Raw genomic sequence first — 16,613 nt, 5'->3', positions numbered from 1 at the left:
GGTGACCACCCAAGGACGCGACGAACGAGGTTGCGATGCGCACTTCCAACCGCACTCTCACCCGCAGGGGGATGCTCGGACTCGGCGCCGGCGCCGCGGCGGCCGTCGGGCTCGCGGGCTGCGGCTCCGGTTCCCACCAGTCGTCGGCCGGCTCGCACCAGGCCGGTGACTCCGGGAAGCCCTCGCCCTCCGGCAGCAGCGAGGCCCCGGCGAAGCCGATCGGCGACGGCTCCACGTCGTACACCGGCAAGCAGCCGCACCAGCCGGACGCGCCGGTGCCGTTGGAGCCCGGCCAGACGCCCCCGCAGTTCGTCGTCTTCTCCTGGGACGGCGCCGGCGAGGTCGGCAACGGGCTCTTCCCGCGCTTCCTCGACCTCGCGCAGGAGCACGGCGCGCACATGACGTTCTTCCTGTCGGGCCTGTACCTGCTGCCCGAGTCGAAGAAGCGCCTCTACGACCCGCCGAACAACCCGCGCGGCGCCTCCGACATCGGCTACCTCACCGACGCCCACATCAAGGACACGCTGAAGAACGTCCGCCGGGCCTGGCTGGACGGCCACGAGATAGGCACCCACTTCAACGGCCACTTCTGCGGTGGCGGCGGCTCGGTCGGCAACTGGACGCCCGCGCAGTGGCGCAGCGAGATCGACCAGGCCAAGTCCTTCGTCAAGGAGTGGCGGACCAACAGCGGCTGGACCGACCTGCCGTCCCTGCCCTTCGACTACGACAAGGAACTCGTCGGCGGCCGCACGCCCTGCCTGCTCGGCCAGGACAACCTGCTGCCCACCGCCCGCGAGCTGGGCTGGCGCTACGACGCCTCCTCGCCCGGCGGCCGTCAGGTGTGGCCGGCGAAGAAGGACGGCGTCTGGGACTTCCCGCTCCAGCAGATACCGTTCCCCGGGCACTCCTTCGAGGTCCTCTCGATGGACTACAACATCCTCGCCAACCAGTCGGTCAACTCGACCAAGGCCCCCGCCCACAACTACCCGGGCTGGCGCGAACAGGCCACGAACGCGTACATATCCGGCTTCAAGCGGGCGTACGAGACGAACCGGGCACCCTTCTTCATAGGCAACCACTTCGAGGAGTGGAACGGCGGCATCTACATGGACGCCGTCGAGAACGTCCTCAAGCACGTCGCGCGGGAGAAGGAGAAGGGCGAGGACATCCGGCTCGTCTCCTTCCGCCAGTTCACCGACTGGATGGACGCGCAGAAGCCGGAGGTGCTGGCCAAGCTGCGCACCGTCGAGGTGGGGCAGCGTCCGGCCGGTGGCTGGAACGCCTTCCTCAAGGACGCGCCGGCCGGTTCGGGAGCACCCTCGAACGCCGCCTGAAATGCGGGTTTCCGGCCGTAAGGGGGGTGCGCAAGATCCTCGGAACGGACATGCGAAACTTTTCACATGAGTGCCGCCAGCCGCGCCCCCCTGCGCTCGAACCGCACCGCCGCCCACCTGAGAGGGCGCGCCGTCCTCGCCGTCGGCGCTGCCGCCGCGGCGCTGCTCGTGTCCGCGTGCAGCTCCGGCGGCACCTCGGGCGGCGGCGGCCAGACGGGCTTCATCACCGGCTCGGACGGCATCGCCACCGCCAAGCAGGGTGAGCGCGCCGACGCCCCCGAGCTGTCCGGCAAGACCGTCGACGGCGGACAGGTCGACGTCGCCGACTTCAAGGGCAAGATCGTCGTCCTCAACGTCTGGGGCTCCTGGTGCGGGCCCTGCCGCGCCGAGGCCAAGAACCTGGAGACGGTCTACAAGGACACCAAGGGCCAGGGCGTCCAGTTCGTCGGCATCAACACCCGCGACACCTCCACCGGTCCGGCCCGCGCCTTCGAGAAGGACTACGGGATCACGTACCCGAGCCTGTACGACCCGACCGGCAAGCTGATGCTCCGCTTCGAGAAGGGCACCCTCAACCCGCAGGCCATCCCCTCGACGCTGATCATCGACCGGGAGGGGAAGGTCGCCGCGCGCACCCTCCAGGCGCTCAGCGAGGAGAAGCTGCGCAAGATGCTCGACCCGTACCTCCAGTCGGAGAAGTGACGTGTCCGCAGTGACCACGCTGGCCGCCGAGGGCTACAACGGCACGGTGCTCAACGGCGCCCTCCTCGTGGCCCTCCCCATCGCCCTGCTCGGCGGCCTCGTCTCCTTCTTCTCGCCCTGCGTGCTGCCCCTGGTCCCCGGCTACCTCTCCTACGTGACCGGGGTCACCGGCACCGACCTCGGCGAGGCCCGGCGCGGCCGGATGGTGGCCGGCGCCTCCCTCTTCGTCCTCGGCTTCACCGCCGTCTTCGTCTCCAGCGGGGCGCTGTTCGGCTACTTCGGCGACACGCTCCAGGAGAACCGGGGCGTGCTGAGCAAGGTGCTGGGCGTCTTCATGATCCTCATGGGCGTCTTCTTCATGGGCCTGATGCCCTGGCTCACCCAGCGCGAGTTCCGCTTCCACAAGAAGCCCGTGAACGGCCTGATCGGCGCCCCCGTGCTCGGTGCCCTGTTCGGCATCGGCTGGACCCCCTGCATCGGCCCGACCCTCGCCTCCGTGCTCGCGCTCTCCGCCGACCAGGGCACCGCCGGCCGCGGCGCGATACTGACCGTCGCCTACTGCCTCGGCCTCGGCGTCCCCTTCGTCCTCGCCGCGATCGCCTTCCGCAAGGCCCTCGGCGCCTTCGGCTGGATCAAGCGGCACTATGTCTGGGTGATGCGCGTGGGCGGCGTCATGATGATCGCGACCGGCCTGCTGCTGGTCACCGGCGCGTGGGACGCCATCGTGCAGGACATGCAGACCTGGTCCAACGGCTTCACTGTGGGGATCTGACCGATGAGCAAGACGACAACGGGCGAGACCCCGACAGCCACCGACGAGGGGGACCTCGGCGCCGCCGGCTCCCAGCTCTCCACCGCGCCGAAGGAGGAGGCCCCGAACCTCCCCTCGCTCGGCGTGATCGGCTGGGCCCGCTGGTTCTGGCGCCAGCTCACCTCGATGCGCGTCGCGCTGCTGCTGCTCCTGCTGCTGTCGCTGGGCGCGATCCCCGGGTCGCTGATCCCGCAGGACGGCGTCGACGCGATGAAGGTCGAGGAGTTCCGCCAGAACCACGACATCCTGGCGCCGGTCTACGACAAGCTCGGCCTCTTCCACGTCTACAGCTCGGTGTGGTTCTCCGCGATCTACATCCTGCTGTTCGTCTCCCTCATCGGCTGCATCGTCCCGCGCACCTGGCAGTTCGTCGGCCAGCTCCGCGGCCGCCCGCCCGGCGCCCCACGCCGCCTGGACCGGCTGCCCGCCTACACCAGCTGGCGCACCGGGGCCGAGCCCGAGGAGGTCCGCGAGGCCGCGCTGACGCTGCTGAGGAGGCGCCGCTTCCGCGCGCACACCGTCGGCGACGCCGTCGCCGCCGAGAAGGGCTACCTGCGGGAGGTCGGCAACCTCGCCTTCCACATCGCGCTGATCGTGATGCTGATCGCCTTCGCGTGGGGCCAGCTGTTCAAGTACGAGGGCAACAAGCTGATCCTGGAGGGCGACGGCTTCGCCAACACCCTCACCCAGTACGACGACTTCAAGTCCGGGAACCTCTTCGACCAGGACCAGCTCGACCCGTTCAGCTTCTCCCTGAAGAACTTCCGCGGCACCTACGAGCCGACCGGCCCCAACCGCGGCACCCCGCGGATCTACGAGGCCCACGTCACGTACAGCGAGGGCGCCGACGGCGCCGAGAAGACCAAGACCATCAAGGTCAACAAGCCCCTGGAGATCGAGGGCTCCAAGGTCTACCTCGTCAGCCACGGCTACGCCCCCGTCGTCACCGTCAGGGACGCCAAGGGCAACGTCGTCACCGACAAGCAGGCCGTGGCCCTGCTGCCGCTGGACTCCAACGTCACGTCCTCCGGCGCCATCAAGGTCATGGACGGCTACCGCAACGCGAAGGGCGTCAAGGAGCAGCTCGGCTTCAACGCGTTCTTCCTGCCGACGTACGGCGGCAAGGGCAGCACGATGCTCTCCACCTTCCCGGCGCTGATCAACCCGATGCTCGCGCTCTCCGCCTACCACGGCGACCTCGGTGTCGACGCGGGCTTCCCGCAGAGCATCTACCAGCTCGACAAGACCAACCTGAAGGAGTTCAAGGGCTCCGACGGCAAGCTGTTCAAGAAGCAGCTGAAGGTCGGCGAGACCATGACCCTCCCGAACGGCGCCGGCTCGGTCACCTTCAACGGCATCCACGAGTGGGCCGGCTTCCAGGTCACGCAGCAGCCCGGCAGCGGCTGGGCGCTCGGCGGCGCCGTCGTCGCCATCCTCGGCCTGGCCGGCTCCCTGTTCATCCAGCGCCGCCGCGTCTGGGTACGGGCCGTGCGCGGCGCCGACGGCGTCACGGTCGTCGAGATGGCGGGCCTCGGCCGCAGCGAGTCCGCGAAGGTCCCCGAGGAACTGGGCGACCTGGCCGGGGTCCTGTACGACCAGGCACCGGACGCGCCGAAGAACGACGACGAAACCCCCGACTCCCCGGATTCCCCCGACACCCACGCCGTACCTGCCGAAGGGGCTGAGAAGTGAATCTCGCCGCCGCGACCAACGAGAATCTGGCGAACGTCAGCAACACGCTGATCTACTCGTCGATGGCCGTCTACACCCTGGCCTTCTTCGCGTACATCGCCGAGTGGCTCTTCGGCAGCCGCAGCAAGGTCGGCCGCACCGCCGCCGCGCTCACCGCCACGGACGAGACCAAGGCCGCCAAGGCGAAGGCCGGTCCGGCCGTCACCGTGAACAAGGCCGGCGGCACCGCCGTACTGGAGCGCCCCGAGGTCGTCGTCCGCGCCGCCTCCGGCTCCCGTGACGTGCCCGACGGCCCCGGCGCGCACGGCGGTACCGAGCAGGGCGACCTGTACGGCCGGATCGCCATCTCGCTCACCCTCCTCGCCTTCGCGATCGAGGCGGGCGGCGTCCTCACCCGCGCGCTGTCGGTGCAGCGGGCGCCGTGGGGCAACATGTACGAGTTCAACATCACGTTCACGACGGTCGCCACCGGCGTGTACCTGGCGCTGCTCGCCCTGAAGAAGAACGTCCGCTGGCTGGGCCTGCCCCTGATCACCACGGTCCTGCTCGACCTCGGCCTCGCCGTCACGGTCCTCTACACCGCCAGCGACCAGCTCGTCCCGGCCCTGCACTCGTACTGGCTGTACATCCACGTCTCCACGGCGATCTTCTGCGGCGCGGTCTTCTACGTGGGCGCGGTCTCCACGATCCTGTACCTCTTCAAGGACTCGTTCGAGAACAAGCTCGCCTCCGGCGGCACCCCCGGCCGCTTCGCCAACTCGGTCCTGGACCGGCTGCCCTCCGCCGCCTCCCTCGACAAGTTCGCCTACCGCGTCAACGCCGCCGTCTTCCCGCTGTGGACGTTCACGATCATCGCGGGCGCGATCTGGGCGGGCGACGCCTGGGGCCGCTACTGGGGCTGGGACCCCAAGGAGACCTGGTCCTTCATCACCTGGGTCGCCTACGCCTGCTACCTGCACGCCCGTGCCACCGCCGGCTGGAAGGGCCGCAAGGCCGCCTACCTGGCCCTGATCGCCTTCGGCTGCTGGCTGTTCAACTACTACGGCGTCAACATCTTCGTCTCCGGCAAGCACTCGTACGCGGACGTCGGCCTGGGCGCCCTTCAGTCGGTGGGCTTCTGACCAAGGCGCCGCGAAAGGCCGGTTCCGGTGACCCAGGTCACCGGACCCGGCCTTTCGCGTCCGAGACGCATCTGTCGTCCGGGGAGGGGCTCTCTCACCCGCGGCTGGGGGCCCTCGGCACCGGGCCGGAGCGGGCCACGCCCCTGACGACGTCCCGCAGGCGTTCGACGTACAGCCGCAGGTTCTTGTGCGCCACGTCGGTGTCCGGGTAGCGGCTGGCGAACCAGAGGCCCTCGGGGAGCCGGGTGACCCACGCGCACACCTGGTCGCCGTACGAGACCCGGAGCAGGGCGTACGCCGACTGGTCCGGCCAGTGGCCGGCGCCGGGGACGTCGCGGGCGTCGACGTACGAGACGATCGAGTACAGGTCGGGCGAGGTCGGCCGGAAGTCCGTGCCGAGCAGGCGCAGCACCCGGTCGATCGGCATGCGGGACAGCCGCCGGTTGGCCTGGAGTTCGGCGCGTACGGTGCGCAGGGCGCTCGGGAAGTCGTGGGCCCGGTCCACCGGGACCTCGATCGGGGCGCCGCCCACGTACCAGCCGACGGACTCCGACCACTGGGACCGGGAGCGGGTGTGGAAGGGGACGACGGTGCGGTAGACGGGCTCGCCGCCGATCTCGTGGACGATCAGGGCGGTCGCGGCGAGCACACCGACCAGGCTGCCGCCGTACGGGCGGCAGTACGCCTCGAAGGCGGCGGCGTCGTCCGCGTCCACCAACGGCTCGCGCAGCATGTGCTGCTCGGGCAGGGTGGCGCCCGGCTCGACCCCGAGGTCGACGGGGAAGGACGGCAGCCGACCGTCGCACCGCCGGATGAACTCCCGCCAGCGGGCGACGATGTCGTGGGTGCCGTCGATCCGGTCCGCGTCGGCCCGCTCGGCCTCGCAGAAGTCGACGTAGGAGCCGACGCGGGACCGCGGCACGGTCCGGCCCGCGACGCCGGCCGCGTACAACTCGCCCACCTCGGCGGGGATCCGGTAGATCGAGTACGCGTCGACGTTGCTGTGGTCGAAGGCCATGTAGACGCTGACGCCGTCCTCGCGGACGACAGCCGTATAGATGAGGTTGGGCCAGCGCAGCGCGTCCGCGACCCGGTCGAAGCGGTCCTGGAGGTGGCGGGCGAGGACGGTCGCGTCCGGGAAGTCGCCGACGTCCTCGCGGTGCAGGTCCACGGCGTCCGCGTCGAGCGTGAACCGGCGCATCGTGTCCCCGCCCTCGCCGCCCCACCGGAAACCGCTGCGCAGGGTCTCGTGCCGCAGGGTCCAGGCGCGCAGCGCCTCCTGGAGCACGTCGAGGTCGACCGGGCCGGGGATGTCGAAGGCCGTGCCGAGCCAGGTCGGCACGAACAGCCCGTCCTCGCGCACCGACCGGGCCGTGCGGATGTGCGACTCCTGGATATAGGCGGGTGGTCGCGCGTCCTCGGGCAGCGCCGCCGCGATGTCGAGCGTCCTGGCACTGAGCGTCCACTCGACGAGGCGCCCGGGCCGGATCTCGCAGCGGTGGATGTCGGTCATTCGCACGAGGGGTCTCCGTTCGCAGATGTAACAGACCCGACCAAGGGAATGCCGGTTTTACGACCGCACACCGGCCGTGTCGCCACGGTTCAACGGAACGGATGGCCCTTCGAACGGCGGTGCGGTGCCCGGGTGAGGCCATAATGCGGGACATGTCGCTTCAGGGGACGGACGCCTACCGGGACGACGACCCCACCCTGCCGGCACTGGTCGTCCGCGCCGTGGCGGCGGCCCGGGCACACGGCTTCGCCTTCTCCTGCCGGCCCGAACAGGGGCGCCTGCTCCACCTGCTGGCGGCGGGCGCATCGCAGGGCATCGCGGAGACGGGCACGGGCTGCGGAGTGGGCCTGGCGTGGCTTGCGTCCGTCTTCGGGACCAACCGGTCGTCAATGCGATACCGAAGGCCCTGTCCACCGCATTGCGGGACGCGCCCCAAGACGTCGCGGACCCCATCGTCGAATTCACCGCCCATGGACTGGGCAACCGCCCGGCCAAGCACCTCTGGAGGAACCTGGTGGCCGCGGACCTCTCCTTCTACAAGTCCTACATCTCCGAGGAACTCCGCGACGAAGGTCGTGCACAGGGCCGTGAACTGGGCCTTGAACAGGGCCGGGCGCAGCGTGGTGCCGAGGACGTCCTGCTGGTCCTCGAACAGCGTGGCCTCGACGTCCCCGACCACGTGCGCCTCCGCATCACCGAGTGCGCTGATCCCGACATCCTCCGCCACTGGCTCGCCCGCGCCGTCACCGCACCCAGCGCCGAGGCGGTCTTCGAGGCCGAATGACCCGACGTCGAAGGCCCCGGGCCGCGGCAGGGGAGGCCACGGCCCGGAGTCGGTCTGAGGGCCGAACGCCACGCGGCGCACAAGGCGCTGCGGGAATTGAGTGACGTCCTCAGCGACGTGACGAGGGCAGTACGTACTTGAGCCGGCGCTGGGGGTCGGGCGGGATGGGTGCCGTCCCCTCCGTCGTGTCCACCACCTGCGCCAGGGCCTCGTAGTAGTCCGCGGGCCGGGTGTCGAAGTCGACCCGGGCGGAGAGGCCTGCCGGGTCGCCGTCCGCGCCTCTCAAGAGGTCGACCGACGCCTGCGCGAACCGCTCGGCCACTCCGTCCCGCTCCGCCTCGGCCAGCAGTCTGCGCAGTTCGGCCACGGCCATCGGGACGTACCGGCGTTCCGCACGTCCCGCGCCGAGCATCTTCCGCCATCCGGCAGCGGGTGCCGCCCCGGCCAGTGCCTCGTGCAGCTCGTGCTCCAGAAGGTCGGCGGTTTCCGCTGCGTTCCGAGCCTGCGGTCCCGCCGCCACCAGTACTTGAAGAGCGTTGAGCAGGGCCACGGTTCGGGCGTCGGGCCGGTCTGCGTCGAGGCGTACCGTCGTGTCCCGGCTCACCCGCTCGGACAGCAGCCGGGCGGCTGCCCACACCTTCTCCGCCTCTTGCCGGCCCAGTCCGCCGACGTGCGCCAACTCCCAGGCTCCCGCATCGAGCACGTCCCGAACGCTGTGAATGCCGTTCCGCTCCAGGAGCCTGACGGGCAGACGCGTCTTCGTCGCTCCTCGGAGCCCGGCGACCGGGATTCTGTCCAGGCGCTTCTCCACCAGTTCCTCGTGCAGTGGCGCCCACGCGGTGCGTACCGCCTCCTCGGCCCGCGCGTGGTCCTGCGCGACCTGAACGGCCCTCTCACGCAACCGTTCCCCCCTGCGGACCACGGCCGGGCGCACGCCGATCAGACGAGCCAGCGAGCGGATGTTGCCGCCGATGAGACCGATGATCGTCGGAAGCAGACCGATCCCCAGCAGCTGGTCGGACAATGCGATGGACGCCTCGATGTCCTCATCCTCGTCGAGTGAGTAGAGCTCGCCCTTCTGCGCGTCCTCGGCAAAGACGTAACCGACGTCCCAGCCCAGATCGGTGCCCGGTTCGTAGTTCGGAGCCTTGAACGTGGCGGGCCGGTAAGGGTCGCACTGGTACGGCCCCGTGTGCTCGACGAGTTCGAACGGATCCGTCCACCGGACCGTGCACGACCCGTCGGGAGCCTCGCTCAGGACGGTCAGGTCGACCTGTTCTCGTTCGGGGTAGTCCGGTGTCGTCAGATGTACGCCCACCGAGCAGCCGATCAGCACCAGTCCCAGTGTGACCACCCACCGGAAGAAGGGCACGTGCTTCATTTCGATCCCCCCTGATCCCCCTGATCCATCCGAGCCCCGCCTCGGCGGTTCTCGCGGACAGCTTGTCGGGATCCGGACACGACGCCAAGGACGTATGCAGGCAACGGAGGGCCCCTTCGGCTGCCAGAACCACGACACGAAGAAGGCCCCGGTCCGTGGCAGGGGAGGCCACGGCCCGGGGCCGGTACGAGGGTCAGCGCTGATGTGCTGCCCGGTGGGTGACCTTCTTGATGGCCTTGAGGGCGAGGTCGGGGCGGTCGGTGTGGATGTAGTGGCCGGTGCCCTTGGCGGTGGTGAGCCGGCTGCGGGTGGAGAGGGCGCGCCATTCGTGCTGGCCCTTGGCCCACATGCGCTCCAGGGCGGGGCCGTACTGGGGGACCTCGGCGTACTGGGACTCGTGCTTGAGGATCTCGACGGGGATGCGGCCCGCGGAGCGGACCCTGCCGTCGGCGATGACGAACTGCTCCGGGTTCTGGCCCTCGTTGACGGCGAGGGCGCCGGCGCGGACCTGGGCGGGGATGCCGGTGGCGTCGGCGGGGATCGTGCGGTTCATGTCGCGGGTGAGGTGGGGGATGGTGGCGTCGAGGAGGACCAGGCCCTTGACGCGGTCGGTGTGGTGCGGGGTGTAGCGGGCGGCGATGTAGCCGCCGAGGGAGTGGCCGGCCAGGACGACGGGGCGGTCGCCGGCGAGGCGGTCGAGGACCTTGGTGAGGAGCCTGCCGGTGTCGTCCATGGTCTGCGGGGTGCCCGGGGCGGGCTTGTCGCTGGCGCCCTCGCCGAGGCGGTCGTAGGAGCAGACGCGGTTCGTCCTGCTCACCGCCTTCTGGAGGGGGGCCATGTTGTCCAGGCCCTCGCCGCCGCCGGCCATCAGCATCACCAAGGGCTGGTCCGCGCCGTCGGCGTCGCCGGAGCAGGAGACGTTGACCGTGTGGCCGTCGACGCGGAGCTTCTTCGTGCCGGTGAAGGCGGCACCCGTCGAGGACGTACCGGTGTCGGTGGTGGCCTTGGCGTACTCCTCGTCGAGGACGAGTCCCGCACCGGCGACGGTGCAGACCACGGCGATGGCGGCGGTGGCCTTGGCGAGGGTGCGGAACATGGGGGCCTCCAGCAGGCATGGTGGGGGTGGGACAGCGGTGGGTGGGGGGGGGCTTCTCCGTCGGCTTCCGGCGATTTCCGTCGGTCTCCGGCGACTTCCGTCGGCCTGGGACGGCCCCGGTTCGGCCTGTCGTGCTCGGCGACTGGTGAAGACTCTATGGACGGGGCCGTCCGCGATCGTCACCCCGCGGTGGACACCTGCGTGTAGCTCCCCCGGGGGACAAGCCGCCCCGCCTGCTTCCCGCCCGCTCTACTCCCCGCCCGCGCTGATCGAGCGCCAGATCCGGTCCGGCAGCACCCGCGCCGCCTCCTCCAGGTCCAGGTCCCGGATGCCGGCGACGTGGCGGCGGGCGACGGCCACGACCGGGCCCAGGACGAGGGACTCCAGCACGGGCTGCGGCAGCGGGGCCAGTTCACCGGAGGCGATGTGCGGCTGGGCCCACGCGGCGAACGCCGACACGGCCGGCGCCTGGGCCTCCATCGTCTCCCGGGCCTTCGGCATCATGCGCTCGTCGGCGTACGGGGAGTGGAGGAGCAGGGCCGCGCCGGGGTGGTCGCGGACGAAGGCGAGGTACGCCTCCACCACCGCCCGGATCCCGGCCCGTGCGTCCTCCGTGGCGATCAGCGCGGTGACCAACTGCCCCATCAGCCTGCCCGTCCAGCGTTCCGTGAGGGCCGTGAGCAGGCCGTCCAGGCTGCCGAAGTGGTGGTACAGGCTGCCGAGGCTGACGCCGCTGGTCCGGGTGACGGCGGTGACGGTGACACCCTGTTCGCCCGACTCCGTGTAGAGGCGCAGCGCGGCTTCCAGGAGCCGGTCGGAGGTGACCTCACCGCGGTGCTGCTTGGGGCTCATGGACAGGCCGTTCTCGTTCGTCCGTGCTGGGGCTGGTTCTCGACGCCGTTCTAGAATCATTTTCTAGAAAGCACTTCCAATTCTACGTCCTCCTGGCTCAGACTGTCCCACGTCGGACGCGCGCGTCCGCCCGGATCCAGGAGGGGAGCGGGCGGGCCGCGGGTCCGCGGTAGGCAGGGCAACGGGGAGACGGGGCAGGCGTGTTGGAGCTGGACGGCAGCGGTGCCGAGCCACTGGAGGACGAGGACCCGCGGCGGATCGGGCCGATCCCGCTGATCGGACGCCTCGGCGCGGGCGGCATGGGCCGCGTCTACCTCGGCGTCCACGAGGGGCGGTACGCCGCCGTCAAGCAGCTGCTGCCCTCGATCGTCGCCGAGGACAAGGACTTCCTGCGCCGCTTCGGACACGAGCTGGACAACCTCGCGCGCTTACCCGCACGGGCGACCGCGCCGCTCCTCGCGGGCGACCGCACCGCCAGTCCGCCGTGGTTCGCCACCGCCTACGTCCCGGGGCTCACCCTGAACGAGGCGGTCGACGTCCACGGGGGCCCGCTGCCCGCGGACGCGCTGTGGCTGCTGCTCCGCGAGGCCGCCTCGGGGCTGGCGGCGGTGCACGCGATGGACATGGTGCACCGGGACCTCAAGCCGTCCAACGTGATGCTCACCCTGGACGGCCTCACCCTCATCGACTTCGGGGTGGCCCGCGCCGCCGAGCAGAGCCGGCTCACCCGCACCGGCATGGTGGTCGGCACGCCCGCCTACATGTCGCCCGAACAGGCGTCGGGGGCAGCGAGTTCGTCCGGTGCCGTCGACGTGTTCGCGCTCGGCTCCGTCCTCGCCTACGCGGCGACCGGCCGGCCGCCCTTCGGCGAGGAGTCCGGGCACGCCGTGCTGTACCGGATCGTGCACGAGGAACCCGATCTCGGCGCCGTACGCGAGCTGGACGCGGACCTCGCCGACGTGGTCGCCGCCTGCCTGGACAAGGACCACGAAGGGCGGCCGACCGCCGCCGAACTGGTCGGGATCGCCGACCGGCACGGCCCGTTCACGCCGCCGCTGTGGCCGGAGCCCGTCACCGGGCGCCTGACCGGGCGCGCCGCCTTCGCCGAGACGGTCCCGGACGCGGCGGACCTGCCCGCGGAGGTGCCCGCCGAGGCGTCCGTCGTGCCGCCCGCCGATGCCGCCGCCGAACCGGAGCGGCGTGAGCGCCGACGCCGTACGCGCGTCCTGTTCGCCGTGATCCCGGTCGTGGTCGGCGCCGCGAGCACCATCGCCGTCCAACTCCTGCCTCATGCCACCGACTCGGGCGCGGAGGCGGGCGCCGGTCCGGCCTCCTCCGTCCCGGCCTCCGCCTCGTCGCCGGCCGATCCCGCGACTTCGAAGCCGGAGAAGGAGAGCCCGACGCCCAGCACCTCGGCGTCGCCGTCGGCGTCCGCCTCGTCCGGGGGAGAAGGACGCGACGGAGGGGGAGCGGGGGAGGGAGAGGGCCGTTCCGGCGCGCCCGCCGGTACCGGCAGCGGCGGCGGTGCGGAGGGCGCCGACGGCTCGGGCGGCTCGGGCGGTTCAAGCGGCTCGGGCGGCTCCGGCAGCGCGGGTGACTCCGGCGGGTCGGGCGGCTCGGGCGATTCCGATGGTTCGGCGGGCTCGGACGGGTCGGCCGGATCCGGGTCAGGATCCGGGTCCGGTGACACGGACCAGGACCCGCCCGCCTCCGGATACTTCGGCCTCAAGAACGGCGAGGAGGGCAAGTGCCTCACCCAGGTCCTCAACAGGGCCGACACCGGGTTCTGCACGGACATGGCCGCCCACTGGACCTTCCGCGGCGCCGGGAACGGCACGGTCAAGGTGGTCAACAAGTCGGGCTCCTGCCTGAGCGCCAACATGAAGGACCAGGCCGTCTTCACCGGTGACTGCGCCACCAACAGCACCGCGCTCCTGTGGCGGACCGGGTCGGGCTCCACGCTCCGGAGCGTCTTCAGCGGAGGCTGCCTCGACCTGGCCTTCGGCCCGGGCGTCGACACCCAGACCTGCGGGTCCGGCGCGGCGTCCCAGAAATGGACACGGAACTAGCGGAACCAGGAGCCGTCCGACGGTCCGCGCCGGACGTCGTACGCGGCGACCGTCGTCCGGACGAACGAGCGGATCAGCGGGCTCTGGTGGTCGGCCTCCCGCCAGGCCACCAGGACGCGGCTCGGCGGCAGCCCGGTCAGCGGCACCACGGTGAGTCCCTCACCGGGCTCGTGGCCGACGAGGGTCATCCCGACCGTGCCGTTCCAGAGCACGGCCTGCCGGCACTCCCGCACGGTGCGCACCACGGGACCGGGCCGAACCTCCCCGCCGTTCCAGTACGTCTGCCACTCGGGGTCGGTGCCCTCCGGGAAGCGGAACCAGCGGCGGTCGGCCAAGTCGCCCGGTGCCAGGGCGGCGCGGTGGGCGAGTGGGTCGTCGGCGCGCAGCAGCGCCCCCACCGGGTCGGCGCGCAGCTCGTACGTGGTCAGGCCGGTCCGGTCGAAGGGGCCGCGGGTCAGCGCCACGTCGACCAGGCCCGCGTGCAGCCCGCAGGTGGGGTCGGTCAGGTCGGTCTCCCGGACGGTGACCTCGACGTGGGGATGGCGGCGGCGGTAGGCGTCGGCCAGCCGGACCACGTCCGGGTCGGTGCTGTCCCCGAGGATGCCGACGGTGAGGGTGGCGTCGCCGGCCGCGGCGGCCACGCGTGTGCGGACCCGGTCGGCCCGGTCGAGCAGCGCGCGCGCCTCGTCGAGCAGTACCGCCCCCGCGTCGGTGAGCGTGACGCCGGCGGAGTTCCGGTGGAAGAGCGTGGCGCCCAGCTCCGTCTCCAGGCCCTTGACCGCCCGGCTCAGCGGCGGCTGGCTCATGTGCAGCCGTACCGCCGCCCGGCCGAAGTGGAGTTCCTCGGCGACCGCCACGAAGTAGCGCAGCGTACGTAGCTCCATCCAGCGACGATACCCGTACGGTATCGAGGGCGCGGAACAGGTCTTGGACGCTCCACGTCACCCGGCGGTGGAATCGGGGCATGACCGAAGAACCGCAGACCAGAGAGCCCGGCAGCGAACCGGACGCCGAGCCGGACACCGAGCCGGGCACGGAATTGGACGCCGAGCCGGCCCGGGACCCCGCCGTGTCGGTGGTCGGCCCCGACGACGGGGAAACCCTCGTCCCGCACACCCCCGGACCGCGCCAGCACCGTCACGCCCGGCACGACGAGGGCTTCTACGATTTCGCCGACTCCTCCCGGGGGACCGGGTCGTGAACGTCGCGTACTGGATCGCCGCCGGTCTGCTCGCCGCCTTCTACCTCTACGGGGGCGCGCTGAAGGTCATCCGCGACCAGGACGGTCTCCGGCCGATGATGGCCTGGGTCGACCGTGTGCCGATGCCGGTCGTCCGGGCCGTCGGAGTCGTCGAACTGCTCGGCGCGGCCGGGCTGCTGCTCCCTCCGCTGACCGGCGTCGCGCCCTGGCTCGCCCCGGCCGCGGCGGTCGGCTTCGTGGTCCTCCAGATCGGCGCGACCGGGGTGCACCTGCGTCTCGGGGACCGCGAGGTCGCCCTCAACCTCACGCTGCTCGCCACCGCGGCCGTCACCGTCTGGCTCGCCACGACCTGGCTGTGACGGGGCGGGGCGCCTCAGCCCTGGGGTGGTGTGCGCCGGGCCGAGTCCATGAGCCGGCCGGCGAAGTCCGCGACGAGGTCCCGCAGTTCGTCCGGCCGCTCGACGGCGAACGGGCGGTCCAGCGAGGCGAGCACACCGGGCAGCCAGTCGAGCCGCTCGGCCCGCATCTCGACCCGTGACCAGGTCTCCGGCTCCGCCTCCGCACGGGCCGCCCCGGCACCGGCCCCGTCGCTCACCCCGCCGGGCCCCGGCGCCTGCGCCCCCACGATCGCCACGCTGCCCGGCAACCGGGTGCGTAGCTCCTCGGCCGTCCCCTGGACCCACACCGTCACCGCGTGCCGGTAGGGGGCGGTGGCCAGTGCCGTCAGGACCCGCTCCGCCGGGTCGGGACCGGTCGGCGGCTCGAAGGTGCCGGGCAGGGTCCGCACCCCGGCGACGCGGTCCAGCCGGAAGGTCCGGTCGGCACCGACCGAGAGGTCCCGTCCGGTCACGTACCACCGGCCGGCGTGCGCGACGAGCCCGTACGGGTACAGCGTGCGTTCGCCGTCCCCGCCCCGGCCGCCGCTGTACCGGATCGCCACCGGCCGGTGATGGCGTACCGCGTCGGCGACCGGGAGCAGGACAGCGGTCTCCGGGACGGCCGACTCGGCCGGCGGGGCCGTGAAGGCGACGGTGTCCAGTACGGCGTCCAGGCGGCGGCGCAGGCGCTCCGGGAGCACCCGGCGGATCTTCGCCGACGCCGTCTCGTCCGCCGTGCCCGCCGCCGAGGTGAGCCCGGTCCGCCGCCCGGAGACCAGGCCCAGCAGTACGGCCAGTGCCTCGTCGTCGGTCAGCATGAGCGGCGGCATGCGGTGGCCGGGGGCGAGGCGGTAGCCGCCGTAGCGACCGCGTACCGACTCCACGGGGACGTCGAGGTCGATCAGGTGGTCGACGTACCGGCGCACCGTGCGCTCGGCGACGCCCAGCCGGGCGGCGAGGTCGGCGACGGTCCGGACGCCTCCGGCCTGGAGGAGTTCGAGCAGGGTGAGGACGCGCGACACGGGACGGGACATGCCCGCAAGTCTGCCGCCGATACCGGCCGGATTATGACCGGTATCGCTCCTAGCGTGAGCACGCGAGCAAGGAGTTCGCAAGCAGCAAGCAGCAAGCAGCAAGCAGCAAGCAGCAAGCAGTGAGCCGCGAGCACCGAGCCGCGAGCACCGAGCCGCGAGCGGCCGGCCGCACGCAGCCGGCCGCACGCAGCCGGCCGCAAGCACCGATCGCCCAGGAGGCCCCCATGAATCTCGTCTCTCTCCGCGTCATCACGCACGACGTCGCCCGCCTCGTCGGCTTCTACGAGCGCGTCACCGGCGTCCGCGCGGACTGGTCCACCGAGGACTTCGCCGAACTGCGCACCGCCTCCGGCACCCTCGCGATCGGCAGCACCCGTACCGTCCCGCTCTTCGCCCCCGGCTCCGCCCGCCCGGCGGACAACCGGAGCGTCATCATCGAGTTCCTCGTCGACGACGTGGACTCCGTGCACCGGAATCTGACCGGCTTCGTCACGGAGTTCGTCAAGGAACCCACGACGATGCCCTGGGGCAACCGCGCGCTCCTCTTCCGCGACCCGGACGGCAATCTGGTCAATCTCTTCACCCCGGTGACCCCGGCAGCCATCGAGAAGTTCGCCGGCTCCGCCCGCTGACGGCCCCCCTATGC

Annotated in this window: 15 protein-coding genes and 2 pseudogenes; 11 read left to right on the top strand and 6 right to left on the bottom strand. The window is 71.6% G+C overall.

Translation table 11 applies throughout. The annotated features are described in order from the left end of the window. Nucleotides 1–35 precede the first annotated feature (35 nt). The 5 genes from ACZ67M_RS16085 to ccsB all read left to right on the top strand — a co-directional run bounded on the left by ACZ67M_RS16085 (nucleotide 36) and on the right by ccsB (nucleotide 5,660). Entirely contained in the window at nucleotides 36–1,334 is a 1,299-nt protein-coding gene (locus tag ACZ67M_RS16085) for a polysaccharide deacetylase family protein (protein WP_392098931.1), read from the top strand. Nucleotides 1,335–1,400: 66 nt separating this feature from the next. Beyond that, complete coding sequence (locus ACZ67M_RS16080; RefSeq protein ID WP_385804005.1) at nucleotides 1,401–2,036, top strand: TlpA family protein disulfide reductase; 636 nt, start codon at nucleotides 1,401–1,403, stop codon at nucleotides 2,034–2,036. Between the two features lies 1 nt (nucleotide 2,037). Next, a complete protein-coding gene (locus ACZ67M_RS16075; protein ID WP_361353338.1) occupies nucleotides 2,038–2,808 on the top strand; it encodes a cytochrome c biogenesis CcdA family protein in 771 nt (256 codons plus the stop codon). Nucleotides 2,809–2,811: 3 nt separating this feature from the next. Next, nucleotides 2,812–4,539 carry a cytochrome c biogenesis protein ResB gene (resB, locus tag ACZ67M_RS16070; RefSeq protein WP_469851265.1) on the top strand — a complete coding sequence of 576 codons (1,728 nt, stop codon included), beginning with the start codon at nucleotides 2,812–2,814 and terminating at the stop codon, nucleotides 4,537–4,539. After that, nucleotides 4,536–5,660, top strand: coding sequence for a c-type cytochrome biogenesis protein CcsB (gene ccsB, locus ACZ67M_RS16065; RefSeq protein ID WP_361353333.1), 1,125 nt, complete (start codon nucleotides 4,536–4,538; stop codon nucleotides 5,658–5,660). The genes resB and ccsB overlap by 4 nt, the downstream gene beginning before the upstream one ends. A 94-nt stretch (nucleotides 5,661–5,754) precedes the next feature. Here the strand turns inward: ccsB and ACZ67M_RS16060 are convergent, their stop codons facing one another. After that, complete coding sequence (locus tag ACZ67M_RS16060) at nucleotides 5,755–7,179, bottom strand: condensation domain-containing protein (protein ID WP_385794215.1); 1,425 nt, start codon at nucleotides 7,177–7,179, stop codon at nucleotides 5,755–5,757. A gap of 146 nt (nucleotides 7,180–7,325) precedes the next feature. Between ACZ67M_RS16060 and ACZ67M_RS16055 the strand changes: the two are divergent. Continuing rightward, a pseudogene (locus tag ACZ67M_RS16055) lies at nucleotides 7,326–7,538 on the top strand (SAM-dependent methyltransferase); the annotation flags it as partial. 11 nt (nucleotides 7,539–7,549) lie between these two features. Continuing rightward, nucleotides 7,550–7,957 (top strand): annotated as a pseudogene (locus tag ACZ67M_RS16050) (hypothetical protein); the annotation flags it as partial. Nucleotides 7,958–8,066: 109 nt separating this feature from the next. On the opposite strand, the gene ACZ67M_RS16045 reads toward ACZ67M_RS16050, so the two are convergent. The 3 genes from ACZ67M_RS16045 to ACZ67M_RS16035 all read right to left on the bottom strand — a co-directional run bounded on the left by ACZ67M_RS16045 (nucleotide 8,067) and on the right by ACZ67M_RS16035 (nucleotide 11,286). After that, nucleotides 8,067–9,338: a hypothetical protein gene (locus ACZ67M_RS16045; RefSeq protein WP_469851262.1), complete on the bottom strand. Its 1,272-nt coding sequence runs from the start codon at nucleotides 9,336–9,338 to the stop codon at nucleotides 8,067–8,069. Nucleotides 9,339–9,531: 193 nt separating this feature from the next. After that, the gene (locus tag ACZ67M_RS16040; protein ID WP_392098938.1) at nucleotides 9,532–10,434 is read right to left on the bottom strand and encodes an alpha/beta fold hydrolase; all 903 of its coding nucleotides are present in this window, start codon (nucleotides 10,432–10,434) and stop codon (nucleotides 9,532–9,534) included. A 249-nt stretch (nucleotides 10,435–10,683) separates the two neighbouring features. Next, complete coding sequence (locus ACZ67M_RS16035; RefSeq protein ID WP_361353324.1) at nucleotides 10,684–11,286, bottom strand: TetR/AcrR family transcriptional regulator; 603 nt, start codon at nucleotides 11,284–11,286, stop codon at nucleotides 10,684–10,686. A 200-nt stretch (nucleotides 11,287–11,486) separates the two neighbouring features. Between ACZ67M_RS16035 and ACZ67M_RS16030 the strand changes: the two genes are divergently transcribed. Next, a complete protein-coding gene (locus tag ACZ67M_RS16030; protein WP_469851260.1) occupies nucleotides 11,487–13,355 on the top strand; it encodes a serine/threonine-protein kinase in 1,869 nt (622 codons plus the stop codon). On the opposite strand, the gene ACZ67M_RS16025 is transcribed toward ACZ67M_RS16030, so the two are convergent. Then, nucleotides 13,352–14,239: a LysR family transcriptional regulator gene (locus ACZ67M_RS16025; protein WP_469851258.1), complete on the bottom strand. Its 888-nt coding sequence runs from the start codon at nucleotides 14,237–14,239 to the stop codon at nucleotides 13,352–13,354. The two genes, ACZ67M_RS16030 and ACZ67M_RS16025, sit on opposite strands and share 4 nt — an antisense overlap. Nucleotides 14,240–14,319: 80 nt before the next feature. Here ACZ67M_RS16025 and ACZ67M_RS16020 point away from each other — a divergent pair, with 80 nt between their 5' ends. Both ACZ67M_RS16020 and ACZ67M_RS16015 read left to right on the top strand, forming a co-directional pair. Beyond that, nucleotides 14,320–14,556 (top strand): hypothetical protein, encoded by a 237-nt coding sequence (locus ACZ67M_RS16020; protein ID WP_469851257.1) that lies wholly within the window; start codon nucleotides 14,320–14,322, stop codon nucleotides 14,554–14,556. Further along, nucleotides 14,553–14,915, top strand: a complete 363-nt coding sequence (locus tag ACZ67M_RS16015) for a DoxX family protein (protein WP_469851255.1) — start codon at nucleotides 14,553–14,555, stop codon at nucleotides 14,913–14,915. The genes ACZ67M_RS16020 and ACZ67M_RS16015 overlap by 4 nt, the downstream gene beginning before the upstream one ends. A gap of 14 nt (nucleotides 14,916–14,929) precedes the next feature. Here ACZ67M_RS16015 and ACZ67M_RS16010 read toward each other — a convergent pair whose 3' ends face one another. Beyond that, nucleotides 14,930–15,967, bottom strand: coding sequence for a helix-turn-helix transcriptional regulator (locus ACZ67M_RS16010; RefSeq protein ID WP_469851253.1), 1,038 nt, complete (start codon nucleotides 15,965–15,967; stop codon nucleotides 14,930–14,932). Nucleotides 15,968–16,191: 224 nt separating this feature from the next. Here ACZ67M_RS16010 and ACZ67M_RS16005 point away from each other — a divergent pair, with 224 nt between their 5' ends. Further along, nucleotides 16,192–16,599, top strand: coding sequence for a VOC family protein (locus ACZ67M_RS16005; RefSeq protein ID WP_385794232.1), 408 nt, complete (start codon nucleotides 16,192–16,194; stop codon nucleotides 16,597–16,599). The last annotated feature ends 14 nt before the right edge of the window (nucleotides 16,600–16,613 follow it).

This window comes from Streptomyces sp. NPDC107500, from assembly GCF_055582785.1.
Note: the sequence above shows the minus strand (reverse complement) of the source record. Positions and strands in the feature narration are given on the sequence as shown.

Bases quoted from the DNA above. Each gene is read 5' to 3' on its own strand.
- ACZ67M_RS16085 (WP_392098931.1), top strand. From the start codon at position 36: ATGCGCACTTCCAACCGCACTCTCACCCGCAGGGGGATGCTCGGACTC.
- ACZ67M_RS16080 (WP_385804005.1), top strand. From the start codon at position 1,401: ATGAGTGCCGCCAGCCGCGCCCCCCTGCGCTCGAACCGCACCGCCGCC.
- resB (WP_469851265.1), top strand. From the start codon at position 2,812: ATGAGCAAGACGACAACGGGCGAGACCCCGACAGCCACCGACGAGGGG.
- ACZ67M_RS16045 (WP_469851262.1), bottom strand. From the start codon at position 9,338: ATGAAGCACGTGCCCTTCTTCCGGTGGGTGGTCACACTGGGACTGGTG.
- ACZ67M_RS16040 (WP_392098938.1), bottom strand. From the start codon at position 10,434: ATGTTCCGCACCCTCGCCAAGGCCACCGCCGCCATCGCCGTGGTCTGC.
- ACZ67M_RS16035 (WP_361353324.1), bottom strand. From the start codon at position 11,286: ATGAGCCCCAAGCAGCACCGCGGTGAGGTCACCTCCGACCGGCTCCTG.
- ACZ67M_RS16025 (WP_469851258.1), bottom strand. From the start codon at position 14,239: ATGGAGCTACGTACGCTGCGCTACTTCGTGGCGGTCGCCGAGGAACTC.
- ACZ67M_RS16020 (WP_469851257.1), top strand. From the start codon at position 14,320: ATGACCGAAGAACCGCAGACCAGAGAGCCCGGCAGCGAACCGGACGCC.
- ACZ67M_RS16010 (WP_469851253.1), bottom strand. From the start codon at position 15,967: ATGTCCCGTCCCGTGTCGCGCGTCCTCACCCTGCTCGAACTCCTCCAG.
- ACZ67M_RS16005 (WP_385794232.1), top strand. From the start codon at position 16,192: ATGAATCTCGTCTCTCTCCGCGTCATCACGCACGACGTCGCCCGCCTC.